This window comes from Streptomyces sp. NPDC102360 (assembly GCF_044766085.1).
Classification (GTDB): Bacteria; Actinomycetota; Actinomycetes; order Streptomycetales; family Streptomycetaceae; genus Streptomyces.
Genome location: NZ_JBIWLG010000002.1, coordinates 1,048,400 through 1,066,815 on the forward strand (window position 1 = coordinate 1,048,400; position 18,416 = coordinate 1,066,815).

Annotated in this window: 19 protein-coding genes; 11 read left to right on the forward strand and 8 right to left on the reverse strand. The window is 70.3% G+C overall.

All coding sequences use genetic code 11. The features are described from left to right. Positions 1-60 precede the first annotated feature (60 nt). The 4 genes from ACIRHA_RS14040 to miaA form a co-directional block, all read right to left on the reverse strand. The gene (locus tag ACIRHA_RS14040) at positions 61-2,190 is read right to left on the reverse strand and encodes a RelA/SpoT family protein (protein WP_403844287.1); all 2,130 of its coding nucleotides are present in this window, start codon (positions 2,188-2,190) and stop codon (positions 61-63) included. A gap of 139 nt (positions 2,191-2,329) precedes the next feature. Next, a complete protein-coding gene (gene dapF / locus ACIRHA_RS14045; RefSeq protein WP_403844290.1) occupies positions 2,330-3,199 on the reverse strand; it encodes a diaminopimelate epimerase in 870 nt (289 codons plus the stop codon). A 67-nt stretch (positions 3,200-3,266) separates the two neighbouring features. Beyond that, complete coding sequence (locus ACIRHA_RS14050) at positions 3,267-3,728, reverse strand: hypothetical protein (protein ID WP_403844508.1); 462 nt, start codon at positions 3,726-3,728, stop codon at positions 3,267-3,269. Between the two features lie 108 nt (positions 3,729-3,836). After that, the gene (gene miaA, locus ACIRHA_RS14055) at positions 3,837-4,775 is read right to left on the reverse strand and encodes a tRNA (adenosine(37)-N6)-dimethylallyltransferase MiaA (protein WP_403844292.1); all 939 of its coding nucleotides are present in this window, start codon (positions 4,773-4,775) and stop codon (positions 3,837-3,839) included. 182 nt (positions 4,776-4,957) lie between these two features. Here miaA and ACIRHA_RS14060 point away from each other — a divergent pair, with 182 nt between their 5' ends. Continuing rightward, positions 4,958-5,245 carry a hypothetical protein gene (locus tag ACIRHA_RS14060; RefSeq protein WP_403844294.1) on the forward strand — a complete coding sequence of 96 codons (288 nt, stop codon included), beginning with the start codon at positions 4,958-4,960 and terminating at the stop codon, positions 5,243-5,245. Positions 5,246-5,288: 43 nt separating this feature from the next. Then, positions 5,289-5,573 carry an antitoxin gene (locus ACIRHA_RS14065; RefSeq protein ID WP_403844297.1) on the forward strand — a complete coding sequence of 95 codons (285 nt, stop codon included), beginning with the start codon at positions 5,289-5,291 and terminating at the stop codon, positions 5,571-5,573. A 78-nt stretch (positions 5,574-5,651) separates the two neighbouring features. Here the strand turns inward: ACIRHA_RS14065 and ACIRHA_RS14070 are convergent, their stop codons facing one another. Then, positions 5,652-6,368 carry a class III extradiol dioxygenase subunit B-like domain-containing protein gene (locus ACIRHA_RS14070; protein WP_403844299.1) on the reverse strand — a complete coding sequence of 239 codons (717 nt, stop codon included), beginning with the start codon at positions 6,366-6,368 and terminating at the stop codon, positions 5,652-5,654. An 86-nt stretch (positions 6,369-6,454) separates the two neighbouring features. After that, a complete protein-coding gene (gene miaB, locus ACIRHA_RS14075) occupies positions 6,455-7,987 on the reverse strand; it encodes a tRNA (N6-isopentenyl adenosine(37)-C2)-methylthiotransferase MiaB (protein WP_403844302.1) in 1,533 nt (510 codons plus the stop codon). A 145-nt stretch (positions 7,988-8,132) separates the two neighbouring features. On the opposite strand from miaB, the gene ACIRHA_RS14080 reads away from it, so the two are divergent. Continuing rightward, positions 8,133-9,128, forward strand: coding sequence for a TAXI family TRAP transporter solute-binding subunit (locus ACIRHA_RS14080; RefSeq protein WP_403844304.1), 996 nt, complete (start codon positions 8,133-8,135; stop codon positions 9,126-9,128). On the opposite strand, the gene ACIRHA_RS14085 is transcribed toward ACIRHA_RS14080, so the two are convergent. Further along, entirely contained in the window at positions 9,107-10,618 is a 1,512-nt protein-coding gene (locus tag ACIRHA_RS14085) for a sensor histidine kinase (protein WP_403844306.1), read from the reverse strand. The genes ACIRHA_RS14080 and ACIRHA_RS14085 overlap by 22 nt on opposite strands. A 21-nt stretch (positions 10,619-10,639) precedes the next feature. Next, complete coding sequence (locus tag ACIRHA_RS14090; protein ID WP_403844308.1) at positions 10,640-11,326, reverse strand: response regulator transcription factor; 687 nt, start codon at positions 11,324-11,326, stop codon at positions 10,640-10,642. Between the two features lie 247 nt (positions 11,327-11,573). Here ACIRHA_RS14090 and ACIRHA_RS14095 point away from each other — a divergent pair, with 247 nt between their 5' ends. The 8 genes from ACIRHA_RS14095 to ACIRHA_RS14130 all read left to right on the forward strand — a co-directional run bounded on the left by ACIRHA_RS14095 (position 11,574) and on the right by ACIRHA_RS14130 (position 18,274). Next, complete coding sequence (locus ACIRHA_RS14095; RefSeq protein WP_403844310.1) at positions 11,574-12,353, forward strand: amino acid ABC transporter ATP-binding protein; 780 nt, start codon at positions 11,574-11,576, stop codon at positions 12,351-12,353. A 93-nt stretch (positions 12,354-12,446) separates the two neighbouring features. Further along, complete coding sequence (locus ACIRHA_RS14100) at positions 12,447-13,367, forward strand: glutamate ABC transporter substrate-binding protein (protein WP_403844313.1); 921 nt, start codon at positions 12,447-12,449, stop codon at positions 13,365-13,367. 163 nt (positions 13,368-13,530) lie between these two features. Next, a complete protein-coding gene (locus ACIRHA_RS14105) occupies positions 13,531-14,178 on the forward strand; it encodes an amino acid ABC transporter permease (protein WP_403844316.1) in 648 nt (215 codons plus the stop codon). After that, positions 14,175-15,173, forward strand: a complete 999-nt coding sequence (locus ACIRHA_RS14110) for an amino acid ABC transporter permease (protein ID WP_403844319.1) — start codon at positions 14,175-14,177, stop codon at positions 15,171-15,173. The genes ACIRHA_RS14105 and ACIRHA_RS14110 overlap by 4 nt, the downstream gene beginning before the upstream one ends. A gap of 212 nt (positions 15,174-15,385) precedes the next feature. Then, entirely contained in the window at positions 15,386-17,071 is a 1,686-nt protein-coding gene (locus ACIRHA_RS14115; protein ID WP_403844321.1) for an FAD-dependent monooxygenase, read from the forward strand. A gap of 114 nt (positions 17,072-17,185) precedes the next feature. Continuing rightward, complete coding sequence (locus ACIRHA_RS14120) at positions 17,186-17,233, forward strand: hypothetical protein (RefSeq protein ID WP_375915856.1); 48 nt, start codon at positions 17,186-17,188, stop codon at positions 17,231-17,233. Positions 17,234-17,312: 79 nt separating this feature from the next. Further along, positions 17,313-17,882, forward strand: coding sequence for a cysteine dioxygenase (locus tag ACIRHA_RS14125; RefSeq protein ID WP_403844324.1), 570 nt, complete (start codon positions 17,313-17,315; stop codon positions 17,880-17,882). Then, positions 17,873-18,274: a rhodanese-like domain-containing protein gene (locus ACIRHA_RS14130; protein WP_403844512.1), complete on the forward strand. Its 402-nt coding sequence runs from the start codon at positions 17,873-17,875 to the stop codon at positions 18,272-18,274. The genes ACIRHA_RS14125 and ACIRHA_RS14130 overlap by 10 nt, the downstream gene beginning before the upstream one ends. Positions 18,275-18,416 lie beyond the last annotated feature (142 nt).

The window sequence follows — 18,416 nt, forward strand, 5'->3', positions numbered from 1 at the left end:
CGCACCTCCGTGCACGGTGCGGCACGCGCCGCACCACCCGAACGAGGGTTCCGGGTGGACCTACAGGGCGCCCGCGGCCGCGTGTCGCGTGCGCCCCACGTCGTACACGCCCGGCACGTTCCGCATCGCCCGCATGAGGCCCTGGAGGTGCCCGGCGTCCGGGAGTTGGAGCGTGTACGTGTGCCGGACGCGGCCCTGGTCGGGCGGGTCGACGGTCGCCGAGATGATGGCGACGCCCTCCAGCGCTATGGCCTCGGTCAGGTCGGCGAGCAGGTGCGGCCGGCTGAACGACTCGGCGATCAGGGTCACCCGGTACTCGGCGGGCTCCGCGTCGGCGTCCGCCCAGCGCACGCCGACCTCCGCGCGCCCCGCGTCCTTCATGCGCGCCACTCCTGAGCAGGCGACACGGTGCACGGTGACGACTCCGCCGCGTACGGCGAACGCGGTCACCTCGTCGGGCGGTACGGGCGTGCAGCAGCCCGCGAGGCGCACCGTGGCGCCGGGTTGGTCGACCACGGCGTTCGCCGCGGAGGGCCGCGCCGAAGGGCCGCTGTACGGGGCTCTGGGCGCCGACTGGGGCGCGCTCGGCCCCTCCGGGTGGGTGGCCAGCCAGCGGCGGATGGCGATGCGTGCGGCGGGCGTACGGGCGTGGTCGAGCCAGGCGACCGACGGCTCGGACGCGGCGCTGCCCTCCACCCCGGCCATGAGCAGCTGGACGGTGTCACCGTCACCGAGGACCGTACTGAGCGTCGCCAGGCGGCCGTTGACCCGCGCGCCGATACAGGCGTGGGCGTCCTCGCCGTACTGCGCGTACGCGGCGTCGACGCAACTGGCGCCTGCGGGAAGGCCGATGGAACCGCCATCGGGCCGGAAGACGGTGATCTCGCGGTCCTGGGCGAGGTCCTCGCGCAGGGTCGACCAGAAGGTGTCGGTGTCCGGCGCGGACTGCTGCCAGTCGAGCAGCCGGTTCAGCCAGCCGGGGCGCGTGGGGTCGGAGCGCTCGCCGTCGGTGTCCAGGTGCTCCTCGCCGGAGGGCGTGTACGGATTACCGAGCGCCACCACGCCCGCCTCCGCGACCTTGTGCATCTGGTGCGTACGGATGAGGACTTCGGCGACCTCGCCGTCCGTGCGGGCGACCGCGGTGTGCAGCGACTGGTACAGGTTGAACTTCGGTACGGCGATGAAGTCCTTGAACTCCGAGACCACCGGCGTGAAACACGTGTGCAGCTCGCCGAGGACTCCGTAACAGTCCGCGTCCTCGGACACGAGGACGAGGAGACGCCCGAAGTCGGCCCCGCGCATCTCGCCGCGCTTGCGCCGCACCCGGTGGACGGACACGAAGTGCCGTGGCCTGATGAGCACTTCGGCGCTCAGACCCGCCTCGCGCAGTACTGAGCGCAGCTCGGTCGCGAACCCTGCCAGGGAGTCCTCGGTCTGCTGCGCGTAGGCCGTCATGAGCTCGCGCGTATGCCCGTACTCCTCGGGGCGCAGGATCGCGAACACGAGGTCTTCGAGTTCGGTCTTCAGTGCCTGCACGCCCAGCCGCTCGGCGAGCGGGATCAGGACGTCACGGGTGACCTTGGCGATGCGCTCCTGTTTCTCCTGGCGCATGACACCGAGGGTGCGCATGTTGTGCAGGCGGTCGGCGAGCTTGATCGACATGACGCGCACGTCGTTCCCGGTCGCGACCAGCATCTTGCGGAAGGTCTCGGGTTCGGCCGCCGCTCCGTAGTCGACCTTCTCCAGCTTGGTCACGCCGTCGACGAGATAGGCGACCTCCGCACCGAACTCCTCGTGCACCTGGTCGAGCGTGACCTCGGTGTCCTCGACGGTGTCGTGGAGCAGGGAGGCGGTCAGCGTCGTGGTCTCCGCGCCCAGCTCGGCCAGGATCAGCGTCACCGCGAGCGGGTGTGTGATGTACGGCTCACCGCTCTTGCGCATCTGGCCGCGGTGCGAGGACTCGGCCAGTACGTAGGCACGGTGCAGCGGCTCCAGGACGGCGTCCGGGTAGTGGGCCCGGTGGGCCTCCGCCACGTGGCCGATCGCGTCCGGGAGGCGGCCTCGGGCGGTGGGGCCGAGGAGCGCGGCCCGGCCGAGACGTCGCAGGTCGATCCGGGGGCGGCCACGCCGACGGTGCGCTCCGGGCGTGATCGGTCCCGGGTTCGCGGGGTTGGTCGCCTCCGCACTCATGAGCACCTCCGGCTGTGTCGACCGGCGGCGGGCTGGCGGCGGCACCCGTCCGGACCGGTGCTTGATGCTACCGAGCCCATCACGTGGCGCAGTCCCGCTCTCGCCGAGCGTGAAACGGATCACCCATTCGAGCGAAGGTTCACTGGTTTACGGTTTCGACTGCCGCGAACCAGTCGGTGTCGAGCCGACCTTCCGCGACGATCACGGCGGGACCGGTCATCTCGATCTCGCCGTCCGGGCGCTCGGTGATCGTCAGCCTGCCTCCGGGCAGATCGATCTCGTACGTGACAGGGGCCCCGGTCACGGCGGGGTTCAGGCCGTCCCTGCGGGCGGTCGCGACGGCCACGGCGCAGGCGCCGGTGCCGCAGGAGCGGGTCTCGCCGGAGCCCCGCTCGTGCACGCGCATGGCGACGTGCTGCGGGCCTCGGTCGACGACGAACTCGACGTTCACACCCTCCGGGTACGCGTTCGCCGGCGCGAAGAGGGGCGCGTCGTAGAGGGTGCCCGCGTGCGCGAGGTCGGCCACGAAGGCGACCGCGTGCGGGTTCCCCATGTTCACGTTCGTCGCGGGCCAGGTCCGCTCGTCGACAGTGACCGTGACGTCGCCCTCGGGGAGCGTCGCCCTGCCCATGCCGACCGTGATCAGGCCTTCCTTGTCGATGTGGACCGTCTTGACGCCGCCTCGGGTGGCCACGGCGAGGTCTCCCTCGCCGACGTGTCCCGCGTGCTGGAGGTAGCGGGCGAAGACCCGCACTCCGTTGCCGCACATCTCGGCCACCGAGCCGTCGCCATTGCGGTAGTCCATGAACCACTCCGCCTCGTCGGCCATGTGCCGCGCCTCGGGGTGCGCGGCGGTGCGCACGACGTGGAGCACACCGTCGCCCCCGATGCCGGCCCGACGGTCGCACAGTGCGGCGACGGCGGTCGGCGAGAGCGCGATGGCGTTCTCCGGGTCCGGGATGATCACGAAGTCGTTCTCGGTCCCGTGACCCTTGAGGAAGGTGCTCATTTCTCGATCGTACGAGATCGGTCCGACAACCTGGTCGGCGGAGTGCCGCACGAGGCGCTGAGCAGGGTCAGCGGAGCCGTGCCACGCGCCACACCGCGAGCACCGCGACGGCCGCGACCACGACGACGTACGCGCCCACGACCCGCCAGTCCGGCCACCGGCCCGAGCCGCGCGGCGGCAGCCCCGGCAGCGTGTACCCGACCCGGCGGGCCGCCATCATGCCCCAGCCCGCGGCGCAGGAACTGATCAGGAGGCCGAGCATCGCCACGACCGCGCCGCCGAACTCGAAGAACAGCGGGAAAGCGAACATCAGGGAGCCGATCGCGGCCAGCATCACGATGGGTGCCAACTGCCAGATCCGGAGCCTGCGCTGCGGGCGCAGCTCGACCTCGACCTCTTGGCCCTCGTCCTGCGCGGCGAGTTCCTCCGCGGTCGGACCGTCGGCGATCACGCCGTCGGCGCTCGCCTCAGGACCATCGGTACTGAGCTGCTCTCCGCCTGGTGCGGTGTCACGAGGGCCGGCCTCCATCGCCACGCGCCCTCCCACTCCGGACTCCACTTGGTCGATCGATGGTCGATGATGGCACGCCCGCAGAGGCCGAGATGACGGGCGGAGCGTCCCGATGCCATCACGTGATCAGGCTGTAACCGGTCGTTCGACCAACGACATTGCGCGAGCCGGGAGTTCCCCGCGTTCCGCCACTGCCCCACTGAGCCAGTGCACCCGCGGGTCGCGCCGGAACCACGAGTCCTGGCGGCGCGCGAAGCGCTTGGTGGCGCGGACGGTCTCCGCGCGCGCCTCGTCCAGCGTGCACTCGCCCGCGAGCGCCGCGAGCACCTGCTGGTAGCCGAGTGCGCGCGACGCAGTACGTCCCTCGCGCAGCCCCTGGGCCTCCAGCGTGCGCACCTCGTCGACCAGGCCTGCCTCCCACATCCGGTCCACGCGCGTGGCGATGCGTTCGTCGAGTTCGGGCCGCGCCACGTCCACGCCGATCTGGACGGTGTCGTAGACGGAGTCGTGTCCCGGCAGGTTGGCGGTGAACGGTTTGCCGGTGATCTCGATGACCTCCAGGGCGCGGACGATGCGCCGGCCGTTGCTCGGCAGGATCGCCGTGGCGGCCTCCGGGTCCGCGGCGGCGAGCCGCGCGTGCAGGGCGCCGGAGCCGCGCAGCCGGAGCTCGTCCTCCAGGCGGGCACGGACCTCGGGGTCGGTGCCGGGGAACTCCATCTTGTCGACGGCGCCCCTTACGTAGAGCCCCGATCCGCCGACGAGGACGGCCCAGCGGCCGGCCTCGAGCAGCCGGTCGATCTCCGCGCGGGCGAGGCGCTGGTACTCCGCGACGCTGGCGGCCTCCGTGACGTCCCAGATGTCCAAGAGGCGGTGCGGCACCCCGTCGCGCTCCTCGGGCGTCAGTTTGGCGGTACCGATATCCATCCCCCGGTACAACTGCATGGAGTCGGCGTTGACCACCTCGCCGCCGAGTTCCTTGGCGAGGAACACGCCTAGATCTGACTTTCCTGCCGCGGTCGGCCCGACGACGGCGATGACCCGCGGGGCGGGAGGTGCGCTACTCACCGCCCCAGTCTCGCAAACCCGGGCACCTGTTCACGAATGAGCGACGTGACGCCACAGGTTCGGGTTCGTTGCCTGTTGCGAGGTTCCAGCCGCCGGTTTCGAGAGCCGGCGCCCCGGTCGCCGCAATGGGACGCACCGGGTAGGGCGGGATTTCGCCCACACGAGTAACGTATGGAGTTGAAATGGGCGTTTTTGCCAGGTTTCGCCGGAAGGCCAACGCTGCGGACGAGGCGTCAACCGCCGAGGCCCCGGCCGCCACTCTGACGGCCGCTCCGGAGGTGGCGGACGCCGAGGAGTCCGTCGAGGCCATCGCGGGCCCCGACGCGGAGCAGGAGGCCACGGAGACCGCGGCCGACGGCGAGACGGCCGAGACGACAGAGGCGGCCGCCTCGGAGGGCGTGGAGATCCCGAAGCAGCAGTCCGCGGAGCAGGCCGCGGACAACGAGGCCAGCGAGGGCGCCCGCAAGTAGCCCCCGAGAGCCCGGCGCGACGGAAGGCACGGAAGGTACACACATGGGCATCCTGGATACGTTGAAAGCCAAGTTCGGCCCCGCCCGGGCCAAGGTCTCGGACCTCGCGCAGCAGCACGGGGACAAGATCGACCAGGGCTTGGACAAGGCCGGGAAGATGGTCGACGAGAAGACCAAGGGCAAGTACAGCGACAAGATCCAGATGGGCACGGACAAGGCGAAGGACGCCGTCGACCGGATGTCCGCGGCGGAGGGCAAGAACGCCGAGAGCGCCAAGGACGCCGACGGCGGGAACACCCCGCCGTCGCCCCCTTCCGGGGCATCGTGACCCACCGCGCCGCACAGACGGCGGCGGCCGCGAACCCATCGGGTTTCGCGGCCGCCGCCGTGTGTGGGGCGTTTCGCGCTACGTCCAGGACGCCACGAAGTAGCCCACTCCGTAGGGGGCATCCTCGTACAGCAGACGACTCGTGCCGTCCCGCTTGCCCCAGGCGGCGCTGAGGAGCTGCCACGGGGCGCGTCCCGAGATCTTCAGCTCGCGGGCGAGGTCGGCGTCGAGGTTCGCGAGCGTGCCGTCGGCGTCGAGGTCGCGCAGAGCCGCGGCGATGGCCGCGTCCACGCCCTCTGCACGCTCGTCCAGGTAGCCGGGGGCCTTCAGCGTGCGGCAGGCCGTGCCGTCGCCCATGACGAGGAAGGCGACGCGCTCCGCTCCTGTCCTGCCCTCCGCGAGGCGGAACGCACCGTCGGCGTCGGCGAACGCCGAGCCGTCGCCCGCCACCTCGTAGCCGCGCACCTCACCGGTCCACCCCGCGCGCGCGAGCAGCCACGCGCCTACGGAGAGGGACGGCGGGAGCGTCGCGTCCACGACGTCGGACGGCGCCGCTCCCAGGTGCACATCAAGGTCGACGCCGAAGGGTCGGAAGGAGCCGCGGGCACCCGGCTCGTGGATGCCCGTGGCCGGGCCCTCGCCGATGACCCACACCAGGTCGGGCTCCGCCGCGAGCAGCGCCGCGATCGCCTCGTCGCAGGCCGCGCGCGCGGCCTCCAGTTCCGGAGCCGCGCCCGCGGCGACCTCGGGCACGAGCAGGGGCGGGCACGGGCAGACGGCAGCGGCGACAAGCATGATCGGCAGCCTACTGCGCGCCCGCCACACACCGGAAAGACGGCCACACTCCACAAGGAAGCGAGGCCGGTAGGAAGCCAGGCCGGTCAGTCGACGGCGCAGCCCCCGGTCATCGCGGGCAGCGGCTCGGGAACACCGATCTGCGGGAGGCCGAGCAGCACGCCCTGCTTCTTGTCCTGCTCCTCCTGGTTGCGCTTCTCCCACGCGTCGCCCGCGCGCGTGCGGCGCACGTTCAGGACGTCGCCCTCGGCGAGCAGGTGGTGCGGAGCCGCGTACGTGATCTCGACGGTCACGACGTCACCCGGGCGCACCTCGGCCTCGGGCTTGGTGAAGTGGACGAGGCGGCTGTCGGGGGCGCGGCCGGAGAGGCGGTGGGTGGCGCCGTTCTTGCGGCCCTCGCCCTCGGCGACCATGAGATCCACGGTGCGGCCGATCTGCTTCTTGTTCTCCTCCCAGGAGATCTCCTCCTGGAGTGCGACAAGACGCTCGTAGCGGGCCTGCACGACCTCCTTGGGGACCTGGTTCTCCATGGTGGCGGCCGGAGTTCCGGGGCGCTTGGAGTACTGGAAGGTGAAGGCGTTGGCGAAGCGCGCCTCGCGCACGGCGTGCATCGTCTGCTCGAAGTCCTCCTCGGTCTCGCCGGGGAAGCCCACGATGATGTCGGTGGAGATCGCCGCGTCCGGCATGGCGGCGCGGACCTTGTCGATGATGTTCAGGAACCGCTCCTGGCGGTACGAACGGCGCATCGCCTTCAGGACCGTGTCCGAGCCGGACTGCATCGGCATGTGCAGCTGCGGCATCACGTTCGGGGTCTCGGCCATCGCGGCGATCACGTCGTCCGTGAAGTCACGCGGGTGCGGGGACGTGAAGCGCACGCGCTCCAGCCCGTCGATGCCCCCACAGGCGCGCAGCAGCTTGCTGAAGGCCTCACGGTCGCCGATGTCGCTCCCATAGGCGTTGACGTTCTGGCCGAGCAGCGTGATCTCGGAGACGCCCTCGCCGACCAGGGCCTCGATCTCCGCGAGGATGTCGCCGGTCCTTCGGTCCTTCTCCTTGCCGCGCAGCGCCGGGACGATACAGAAGGTGCAGGTGTTGTTGCAGCCGACCGAGATGGAGACCCAGGCCGCGTACGCGCTCTCGCGACGGGTCGGCAGCGTGGAGGGGAACGCCTCCAGGGACTCGGCGATCTCGACCTGGGCCTCCTCCTGGACGCGGGCGCGCTCCAAGAGGACGGGCAGCTTGCCGATGTTGTGCGTGCCGAAGACGACGTCCACCCAGGGCGCCTTCTTCACGATGGTGTCGCGGTCCTTCTGGGCGAGGCAGCCACCCACGGCGATCTGCATGCCCGGACGCTGCGCCTTCATGGGGGCGAGGTGGCCGAGGTTGCCGTAGAGCTTGTTGTCAGCGTTCTCCCGCACCGCGCACGTGTTGAAGACCACGACATCGGCGTCGCCGTTGGAGCCTTCGGGGGCGCGCACGTACCCCGCGCCCTCCAAGAGGCCCGACAAGCGCTCGGAGTCGTGGACGTTCATCTGGCACCCGTAGGTGCGCACTTCGTACGTCTTCGTGGCATCGGGTGAACGGTCGTTCACGGCCGGACGCGGGTCGCTGCTGCTCATGACAACAAGGGTATGGGGTTCCCGGAGTGGTTCCGTGGCGCCGTCCTCGCCCTCCCTGCACCGTGGCAACGGCGTCACCGAACGTGACCACAAGGGGACGTTCCGAACCTGGCCACCGCGCGCCCCCAGCTGGCAGGATCACGCCATGCCGCAGCCGCCCCTCCGCGTGTCCCGCCGCAGCGCCCTCATGGGTTCCGTGGCCGGACTCGTGGTGTTCGGCCTGCTGTTGTGGTGGCTGCTGCCGCTCGGCGAGCAGTCGCCCCGAGGCCAGGTGACCTTCAGCACCGGAGCGCGCACGGGCGTCTACGAGAGGTACGGCAAGCTCCTCAAGCGGGCCGTGGACCGCGACCTACCCGATCTGGGGGTCGCCCTCACCGGCAGCCAGGGCTCCTGGGAGAACGTGGAGCGCGTGGCCACCGGCAAGGCCGACTTCACCATCGCCGCGGCGGACGCGGTCGCCAAGTACCGGTCCGAGGGGCAGGCGGGCGCGGACCGGCTGCGCGGCTGCGCCCGCCTCTACGACGACTACATGCAGCTCGTCGTGAAGCGGTCCTCGTCCGTACGGAACGTCGCCGACCTGCGCGGCATGAAGGTGGCGGTGGGCGGTCGGAGCTCGGGAGTGCGGCTGATCGCCGAGCGGATCCTGAAGGCTGCGGGGCTCGACGTCCGCAAGGACGTCACCGAGGTGGGCATCGGCATAGACGCCATGCCGCGCGCACTGGAGTCCGGCGAGATCGACGCGTTCTTCTGGTCCGGGGGCCTGCCCACCAACCACGTGCGGGACTTGTCCGAGGACGCCCCGATCCGGCTCGTCGAACTCGGCTCGCTGGTCGACAAGTTGCACGCCATGGGCGGCTACTCGCGCTACTACCGGGCCGCCGTGATGCCCGCCGACGCCTACCCGGCAGCCCAACAGGGCGAGCCCGTCAACACGTTGGCGGTGGCGAACCTGCTGGTGACGACCGACCGGGTGGACCCGGAACTGACCGAGGCGCTCACCCGTACGGTCATCGACAGCCGCGACCACATCGGGGCGAAGGTGCACGCGGCCCAGCTCGTCGACCTCAGAACGGCCGTCTACACGAACCCGCTCACTCTCCACGAGGGCGCGCGCCGCTACTACCGCTCGGTCAAGCCCTGAGCGGCCGTCTCCCGGCCTGAACCGCTCTCCCCGCGGCTCGCCTCGCCGCCGGCCTCCGCGGCCCCCTGGACCGGCACCGGCGCCGTCCTGGGCACCCGCAGAGTCACCTCCAGGCCGTGCGGTTCGCGTCGCGCGTACCCGAGGGAGCCGCCGCCCGCCGTCAGCAGTGCCCGCGAGATGGACAGGCCGAGGCCCGAGCCCTTGATGTTCTGGTGCCGCCCGCTGCGCCAGAACCGGTCGCCGATCCGGGCGAGTTCCTCTTCGGTCAGGCCCGGCCCGCCGTCCGCGACCTCGATCACCGTCGCGTCGCCGGTGGCCTTGGCCGTGACGGTCACCTGCTCACCCCCGGGCGTGAACTTCAGTGCGTTGTCGACCACGGCGTCCAGGGCGCTGGACAGCGCGACGGGATCGGCCCAGCCCGTCACCGCGGGGCAGTTGGCCACGAGTCGTACGCCCTTCTCCTCCGCAAGCGGTCGCCAGGCCTCCACCCGCTCGGCGGCCAGCTCGCCGATATCGGTGAGCTGGAGATCCGCGGCGGCGTGCTCGGCCAGGGCCAGGTCGAGCAGGTCGTCGAGGACCCGGCCGAGGCGCTTGCCCTCTGCCTTCACCGACCCGATCTCCTCGTTCCCCTCCGGCAGTTCGAGTGCCAGTACGTCGATGCGCAGGAGCAGGGCGGCGAGCGGGTTGCGCAGTTGATGCGAAGCGTCGGCGACGAAGGCGCGCTGCTGCTCGAGCACGTCCTCGACGTTGTCCGCCATCTCGTTGAACGCATGGGACAGGCGCCGGAGTTCCGGGGGGCCGCCGGCGGCCGCGACGCGCGATTTGAGGCGGCCCGTGGCGATGTCGTGGGTCGTCGCGTCCAGGACCCTTACGGGCCGCAGCACCCAGCCGGTCAGCCGCAGCGCGGCGCCCACGGCGAGCAGCATCGCGGCCACCTCACCGGCGCCGATGACCAGCCAGCCGCGCAGTGTCTTGCTGCGCATCTCGCCGGTCGGCGACTCGGTGACCACGACGGCGACGACGTCACCGTCCCGGATGACGGGAGAGGCGACCACGAGCCGGCCCCGCTGCCACGGCCACACCTGTGGTGGATCATGGCTGCCGCGCGAGTACAGCGCCTCGTCGAACGCGGCCCGGACGGCGCTACCAGTGGCGGACGGCACCCGGAAGTCGTCGGGCGCGCGCCCCATGGGCTCCCGGTCCCGGTAGAAGACGCCCGCCTTGATGCCGTACACGTCGTGGTAGCGGGCGAGTTCGGTACGCAGCGTCTGCTGCCGCTCGTCGCTCACCAGCTTCTCGCCCTGGCCCGCCTTGTCCGGGCGCGTGGTCACGAACTGCGCGAGGGAAGCGAACCGCGCGGTGTCGTCGATCCGGTCGACGACCACCTTCTGCTGCTGGGCGGAGGCCACACTCACGGCCAGCGGGAAGCCGAGTGCGAGCAGCACGCCCGCCATGAGGACGATGAGCAGGGGAAGCAGGCGGGCGCGCACGCCAGGACTCTACGGCTTCTGTTACGCGGCCGGGGCGACGAGCCGGTAACCGACTCCCCGCACGGTCTCGATGAGCATGGGCATGCGCAACTTGGAGCGCAGCGAGGCGACATGAACTTCCAGAGTGCGCCCCGTGCCCTCCCAGCTGGTCCGCCACACCTCGCTGATGATCTGCTCCCTACGGAAGACGACGCCCGGACGCTGCGCAAGGAGGGCGAGCAGGTCGAACTCCTTGCGGGTGAGTTGAACCGCCTCTCCCGCGACCGCGACCTTACGGGTGGGCAGATCGATGCTGACGTCCCCGAACTGCACCTCGTGGTCGACCGCGGCGGCGGGTTCCTCCTGCACCGTGCGGCGGCTCACCGCATGGATGCGGGCGAGCAGCTCCCCTATGTCGTACGGCTTCACTACGTAGTCGTCCGCGCCGAGATTGAGCCCATGGATGCGCGAACGTACGTCCGCGCGCGCGGTCACCATGATCACGGGTGTCGTGGTGCGCTTGCGGATCCTGCCGCACACCTCGTAGCCGTCAAGGTCGGGCAGGCCCAGATCGAGCAGCACGACGCCGAAGGCGTCCGCCTCGGGCACCAGCGCCTGCAGTGCCTCTTCGCCGCTGCGCGCGTGCTTCACCTCGAAACCGTGCCGGGACAGGACCGCCGAAAGGGCACCGGCCACGTGGTCGTCGTCCTCGACGAGAAGCAGTCTCATTGCGCCCCCTCACCTCTCCCGTGCGGTTCATCAAGGCATCCACTCCGAAAAGTAAGGACGACGTCAAGAGCCTTCCGGTTACGGCCGTGTTCCGTTATGCAGCCGGTATGAGCGCCCCGCGCCCCCTTCACGCATAGTGTCCGGTTGCGGCCGGATCGTTATGCTCAATTTCCCCTCAGATGTAATGACGCTGGTCGTACGGGGTTACTACTGTCCTCCCAACCGAGGAGGACGGAGCAAGACCCCGATGACCGAAGTTTCGGTGACCAAGGACGCCACTCCCCCTGCGGGCGACGCGCTGGTCGCACTGAGCCGAGTCAACAAGCACTTCGGCGCGCTGCATGTGCTCCAGGACATCGACCTGACCATCGCGCGAGGTGAGGTCGTCGTCGTCATCGGCCCGTCGGGCTCCGGCAAGTCGACGCTGTGCCGCACGATCAACCGCCTGGAGACCGTCGATTCCGGCGACATCGCGATCGACGGCAAGCCGCTGCCCCAGGAGGGCAAGGAACTGGCACGCCTGCGCGCGGACGTGGGGATGGTCTTCCAGTCCTTCAACCTCTTCGCGCACAAGACGGTGCTGGAGAACGTGACGCTGGGCCAGATCAAGGTCCGCAAGGCGGACAAGAAGGCGGCCGAGGAGAAGGCGCGTGCGCTCCTCGACCGGGTCGGTGTCGCCGAGCAGGCCGACAAGTACCCCGCGCAGCTCTCCGGCGGCCAGCAGCAACGCGTAGCCATCGCGAGGGCGTTGGCGATGGACCCGAAGGTGATGCTCTTCGACGAGCCGACGTCGGCCCTCGACCCGGAGATGATCAACGAGGTCCTGGAAGTGATGCAGCAGCTCGCCCGGGACGGCATGACGATGGTGGTGGTCACGCACGAGATGGGCTTCGCCCGCTCCGCGGCCAACCGCGTCGTCTTCATGGCGGACGGCCGGATCGTCGAGGAGGCCGTCCCCGACCAGTTCTTCAGCAATCCGCGCAGCGACCGGGCCAAGGACTTCCTGTCGAAGATCCTGCACCACTAGACGCGCGCCCCGCGCGGGGCCACAACTGGAGCCCCACGCGCGCGTGTTGCCTTTTCCCTACTGCCGAATCTGCCGACACGAAGGATGTTCACCATGAAGCTCCGAAAGTCCGCCGCAGCGGCCGCCGCCGTCGCCGCGCTGGCGCTGACCGCCACCGCCTGTGGCGGTGAGTCCGGTAACGCCGGCGACAAGCCCGCCGGGGCCTCGGGTGGCAAGAACCAGCCCAAGCTCCCCACGTACGCGGTGAAGAGCGATGTGAAGGTCGACTCCGCGACTCTGAAGAAGGCCCAGAAGGCCGGCAAGATCGTCATTGGTTCCAAGGACGACCAGCCGTACCTGGGCTTCCAGGACTCCAGCGGCAAGCGCTCCGGTTTCGACATCGAGATCGCCAAGATGGTCGCGGCCGACCTCGGTTTCAAGGCCGACCAGATCACGTTCAAGACGATCGACTCGGGCGTCCGCGAGACCACCATCTCCAAGGGCGATGTCGACCTCTACGTAGGCACGTACACGATCAACGACGAGCGCAAGAAGCAGGTCGGCTTCGCGGGCCCGTACATGATGGCCGGTGCCGACCTTCTGATCCGCAGCGACGAGAAGGGCATCACGGGCCCGACCTCCCTGAAGGGCAAGAAGGTCTGCTCCATCAAGGGCTCGACCCCGCTGCAGGAGATCAAGAAGCCCAAGTACGGTGCCGAGACCGTCGAGTTGGCGAAGTACTCGGAGTGCGTACAGCAGCTGCTCAACAAGGAGGTCGACGCCGTCACCACCGACGACGCGATCCTGAAGGGCTACGCCGCGCAGAACCCGAAGAAGCTCAAGGTCGTCGGCAAGCCCTTCACCGAGGAGCCCTACGGCGTCGGCATGGGCAAGGACGACAAGGCCCTGCGTGACGCGGTCGCCGACGCCATCGAGGCGCACGAGAAGAACGGCGACTACAAGAAGGCCTACGACGCGACACTCGGTCTCTCGGGCTCTTCCTACGAGGAGCCGCCGACTCTGGAGCGCTACTGAGCGCTGCTGAGCGTTCAGCACTCCTGAGCGTCCAGCCGCCTGTAACTCGCAGGCAGTGAGTTGACCGTGTCCCTGTCGCCGTCACGCCGAGCACGACGTCCGTGACGGCGTACGGGGCGCGGCTCCCCCTGCCCGACCGCTGCCGCCCCACGAGGAACTCCCCGTGAATGTACTGCTCGACCACCTTTCGGAATTCCGCGAGGGATTCCTCGGCACCATAGGCCTGACCCTGGCAAGTGGCCTCGTCGCGATGCTGCTCGGCACGATCCTCGCCGGATTCCGGGTCTCGCCCGTACCGCCTCTGCGGTACTTCGGCACCGCCTGGGTCACGCTGTTCCGCAACACCCCCCTGACGCTGCTGTTCCTCGTCATCTGGTTCGCAGTGCCCCAGGTTCTCGACTTCGGCTTCAGCCCGTGGGTCAAGGCCCTGATCGTACTGAGCTGCTACACCTCGTCGTTCGTCTGCGAGGCGGTGCGCTCCGGCATCAGCACCGTGCCGCTCGGGCAGGCCGAGGCGGCGCGCTCGATCGGCATGTCGTTCTTCCAGACGCTCGGCCTGATCATCCTGCCGCAGGCGGTGCGCACCGTGCTGCCGCCCCTGAGCTCCATCTTCATCGCGCTGACCAAGAACTCGGCCATCGCGGGCGCCTTCAGCGTCACCGAACTGTTCGGCTGGCAGAAGCTGTTGAGCGACCAGGGGTACCCGATCGCCTGGGTCTTCCTGTGGGTGGCGCTCGGCTACCTGGTCATCACCTTCGCCATCAGCATCTTGTTCCGGGTGCTCGAGAGGACCCTGGAGGTCGCCCGATGAGTGCCAGCGTTCTCTACGACGCCCCGGGCCCCAAGGCCCGCACGCGCAACCGGATCTACACCGTCGTCGGTACGCTCGCGGTCGTCGGCCTCATTGTCTTCGTGGTCGCGCAGCTCGCGTCCAAGGACCAGTTCGCCGCCGCCAAGTGGGACATCTTCAACTACGCCAACGTGCGTGCGGCGATCCGTGACGGCATCCTGACCACCCTGAAGGTCTTCGCCGCCGCGGGTGCGCTCTCGCTGGTGTTCGGCGTCGTCCTCGCGGTGGCCCGCTACTCGGACCACCGCCCAATCCGCTGGTTCGCCACCGGCTTCATCGAGCTGTTCCGCGCCATCCCGCTGCTGATCACCATTTACGCCCTGTGGGTTCTTTTCCTCACCTACAAGAGCGACCTGGGCGTGATCGGCGAGAACAACGCCTTCTGGGCGCTGGTGATCGGCCTGACGGTCTACAACAGCTCGGTTCAGGCGGAGGTGCTGCGGGCCGGCTTCCAGGCCGTGCCGCGCGGCCAGGTGGAAGCGGCGTACGCACTGGGTCTGCGCAAGTATCAAGTGATGACCATGCTGCTGCTGCCGCAGGCCATCCGCTCGATGCTGCCGACGATTATCAGCCAGCTGGTGGTCACCCTCAAGGACACCTCGCTCGGCTACATCATCACGTACGCGGAGCTCCTGTACGCGGCCCGCAAGCTGGCCAACAACACGTTGATCGAGGGCGAATACCCGTACGTTCCGGTACTCATCGTCACCGGCACGATCTACGTCCTGATGTGTCTGGCCCTGTCCGGGCTCGCCAACTGGATCGAGCGGCGCGGCCGCCGCGCCAAGACCGGCATCAAGGTGGCCGCGGCCGCCGAACCCGTCGCCGAGGGCGGTCTGATGGACTCCGTGGACCTGCCTGGCGGGGCCGGCCATGGAACGACCGCCTCCGAGGCCGCCGACGAGCGCCCGCAGAGCGATGACCGATCCGAAGGACCCGGTTCGCCGAGAAGTTGACCCGACCCCGGGCGCGGGGCCTGAGCTGCACGGCGGCAGTGGCGTGATCGCCACTGCCGCCGTCACTTGACGCAAGCACCGGCAATGGGTTGCATACGCTCTGTGAACGCGCACCCCGCTCCAACTGCCCGTCCTTGTAGGTCCAGTACGCCGCCCGTGCCCTGGCACGGGACACTTCCCGGCGGGTCTCTCGGGGCGGGAGGGGCCGCGCCGTGGACCCGGTGATCGTCGTCGGCGCGGGTCCTGTCGGGCTCGCGCTGTCCCTCGCCCTCGCACGGCACGGCGTACCCTCCGTGATCCTCGACGAGGGCCCCGGCAAGGACGAACAACGGCCCGCCCGCACGGTGGTGCTGCGCGAGGACACCGCCGCGCTGGCCGAGCGGCTCGCCGGTACGTCGTTCGAGGGCGTCGGCGCCCGCTGGACGGGCTGGCGTTCCATGCGCCGCAAGCAAGTGATGGGTGTGCTCACCTTCGGTGAGCAGAGCGCGGAGGATGAGCCGGGAGCGTCCGGTGGACCGGGGGCGCCCGGTGGGCCGGTAGCGCCGGGCAACGCGCTGCCCGCGCCGCTGCACATCGCGCAGCACGCTCTGACCGACGCCCTGCGCAGGGCCGTGGACGCCGAGCGGCTGATCAAGGTCGCCGTGGACAGCCGCCTCGACTCGCTCGAAGAGGAGAAGTCGGGCCTGACCGCACACACGCGCGGCCCCAAGGGCACGTGGTGGCGTGGCAGTTACCTGGTGGGCTGCGACGGGCCGCGCTCCACGGTCCGCAAGCTCCTCGACATCCGCTTCCCCGGCCGCACCGCCGTCGAACGGCACGCGGTCGCCGCGCTGCGTGCGGAACTTCCGTGGCCCGGTCAGGCGTTGCTCCATCGGAGCCCTCCGTGGCGGGCCTCGGGCCGCTCGGGTTCGGAGGTCGTCGGCCGTCCCCTCGCCGATGGCGTCTGGCGCCTGGACTGGCTGCTGCCGCCCCGCAGCGACCTGGTCACCCCGGATGTTCTCGTGACCCGCATCCGGGAGACGCTCGCGGGCTGGTGCGGAGGCTCCACCCCGCCGTACGAACTGCTCGACACCGGAGTCCATACGGTCCATCACCGGCTCGCCCGCCGCTGGCGCGTGGGCCGCGTCTTCCTCGCGGGTGACGCGGCGCACCTGCTGGGCGCGCTCGGCACCCAGGGCCTGGACGAGGGGCTGCGCGACGCCGACAACCTTGCCTGGAAGCTGGCCCTCGCCTGGCACGACGGGGCCCGCTCCGCCACCGACGCGCTGCTCGACAGCTACCAGGCCGAGCGCCGTGCCGTGGTCGCCGGGCGGCTGCGCGCCGCGGACCAGGCGCTGCCGATACTGCGCGGTGGCGGGGGGCTGCGGGCGTACGTCCCCGGCGCCGCGCGCGGGCACGACGCGCTGCTCACGGACGGTCACTTGGGGCACGGGCCGCTCGGCGCGCCGGGGGCGTACTCCGACTCGCCGCTCGCGCCTGCGCGCTCCGAGTCACAGGTGGAGGTGGGCACGGCGCCCGGCTCGCCGATCGCCGATGTCGAAGTGACCGCGCCGGACGGCTCGTTCGTACACCTCCGGGACCGGCTCGGCCGCGGGCCACTGCTCGTCGTCCTCGTCGCCCCCGGGACCGTGGTGTGGGAGCGCAAGCACTGGATGTCGGCGGGTCTGATGCCACGGCTCGCGGCGGCCGTCGCGGCGCTCCCCCACGAGGCCGAACTCCTCGTCGCGGAGCGTTACCCGGGGGCCCCGGCGCACACGGTGCTGCTGATCCGGCCCGACGGCCATCTGGTCACGGCCCTGAGCGGCGTACGCCCGGCGGAGCTCTACGAGGCCGCGCGCGCGGCCCTCGGCAAGCCCGCGGAGGAGAAGGGTCCGGTGAAGAGCGGCGCCGGCCGCTGAGTCGCTCGCCTGAGTCGCTCGCCGACTGTCGATGAGTTGACCGTCACCTGCCCCCATGGTGTACTCCGGAGCGTGACGGTCGACACCGATGTACGCCTGTGGCGGAGGGTCCATATGGACCTCATCCGCTACGCGGGCTGCGTGTGTCACCCCTCCTGCTGAATTCGCATCCCTTCCTTCCACACGCCCGCCCCGGCGTTTCGGCGGCGCGTGCTGTTCGCGAACTCCCAGGACGGTACTGGTGTCCAGTCTCACGCAATCCACTTCCGCGCAATCCACTGCGCGTTCCCGTACGGCCCCTTCCCGTACGCCGTCGGCCGCGCCCACGCAGGCCGACCTCCTCGCATTCGTCCGCCGCGTCGCTCAGGACCGCGACCTGATCGCCTCGCTGCCGCTCGATCCGGAGGGCCGCACATGGGTGCGCCTCGAGGGCCCCGACGGCAGCGAGGCCTGGCTCATCGGCTGGCCTCCCGGTACCGGAACGGGCTGGCACGACCATGCCGAGTCCGTCGGCGCCTTCCTGACCGCGGGCGGCGCGCTCACCGAGAACTCGCTCGCCGCCCGCCTTCCCACCGACGGATGGAAGACTCTGGAACTCTCCGAAGACGTCGACAGAGCACGGGAGTTGACGGTGGGTGAGGGACGCGCCTTCGGCCGCCACCACGTGCACGAGGTGCTGAACGAGTCCCACACCGAGCACGCCGTCTCGGTCCACGCCTACTACCCACCGCTCCCCCGGATCCGGCGCTACAGCCGCACCGGCCCGGTGCTGCGTCTGGAGTCGGTGGAGCGCCCGGAGGACTGGCAGTGAGCACTTCACCGGTGGGCATCGACGAGCTTCTCGAGCGGGTGCGGTCCGGGCTCGGCCGGGTCGAGGCGCGGGACGCGTTCGACGCGACGTCCCGCGGCGAGGCGCTACTGGTCGACATCCGCTACGCGGCGCTGCGGGAGCGCGACGGCCTGATCCCCGGGGCTCTCGTGGTCGAGCGCAACGAACTGGAGTGGCGCCTCGACCCTCGTGGCAGTCACCGCGCTCCGGAGGCCACGGGTCACGACCTGCGCGTCGTGGTCGTCTGCAATGAGGGCTACGCGTCGAGTCTCGCCGCAGCCTCCCTGCACCAACTGGGCCTGCGCCGCGCGACGGACCTGGTGGGCGGCTTCCAGGCCTGGCGAACAGCAGGGCTGCCCGTCACGGAGGCGTGAGGGGCAAGCCGCGGCAGACCGGGAGCGCGAGATCGCGGCGCTTCCGGCTTCCGGCTTCCGGCTTCCGGCTTCCGGCTTCCGGCTTCCGGCTTCCGGCTTCCGGCTTCCGGCTTCCGGCTTCCGGCTTCCGGCTTCCGGCTTG

Excerpts from the sequence above, each read along its gene's own strand:
- ACIRHA_RS14040 (WP_403844287.1), bottom strand. The coding sequence starts at position 2,190 with ATGAGTGCGGAGGCGACCAACCCCGCGAACCCGGGACCGATCACGCCC.
- dapF (WP_403844290.1), bottom strand. The coding sequence starts at position 3,199 with ATGAGCACCTTCCTCAAGGGTCACGGGACCGAGAACGACTTCGTGATC.
- ACIRHA_RS14050 (WP_403844508.1), bottom strand. The coding sequence starts at position 3,728 with ATGGAGGCCGGCCCTCGTGACACCGCACCAGGCGGAGAGCAGCTCAGT.
- ACIRHA_RS14060 (WP_403844294.1), top strand. The coding sequence starts at position 4,958 with ATGGGCGTTTTTGCCAGGTTTCGCCGGAAGGCCAACGCTGCGGACGAG.
- ACIRHA_RS14065 (WP_403844297.1), top strand. The coding sequence starts at position 5,289 with ATGGGCATCCTGGATACGTTGAAAGCCAAGTTCGGCCCCGCCCGGGCC.
- ACIRHA_RS14070 (WP_403844299.1), bottom strand. The coding sequence starts at position 6,368 with ATGCTTGTCGCCGCTGCCGTCTGCCCGTGCCCGCCCCTGCTCGTGCCC.
- miaB (WP_403844302.1), bottom strand. The coding sequence starts at position 7,987 with ATGAGCAGCAGCGACCCGCGTCCGGCCGTGAACGACCGTTCACCCGAT.
- ACIRHA_RS14080 (WP_403844304.1), top strand. The coding sequence starts at position 8,133 with ATGCCGCAGCCGCCCCTCCGCGTGTCCCGCCGCAGCGCCCTCATGGGT.
- ACIRHA_RS14090 (WP_403844308.1), bottom strand. The coding sequence starts at position 11,326 with ATGAGACTGCTTCTCGTCGAGGACGACGACCACGTGGCCGGTGCCCTT.
- ACIRHA_RS14095 (WP_403844310.1), top strand. The coding sequence starts at position 11,574 with ATGACCGAAGTTTCGGTGACCAAGGACGCCACTCCCCCTGCGGGCGAC.
- ACIRHA_RS14100 (WP_403844313.1), top strand. The coding sequence starts at position 12,447 with ATGAAGCTCCGAAAGTCCGCCGCAGCGGCCGCCGCCGTCGCCGCGCTG.
- ACIRHA_RS14110 (WP_403844319.1), top strand. The coding sequence starts at position 14,175 with ATGAGTGCCAGCGTTCTCTACGACGCCCCGGGCCCCAAGGCCCGCACG.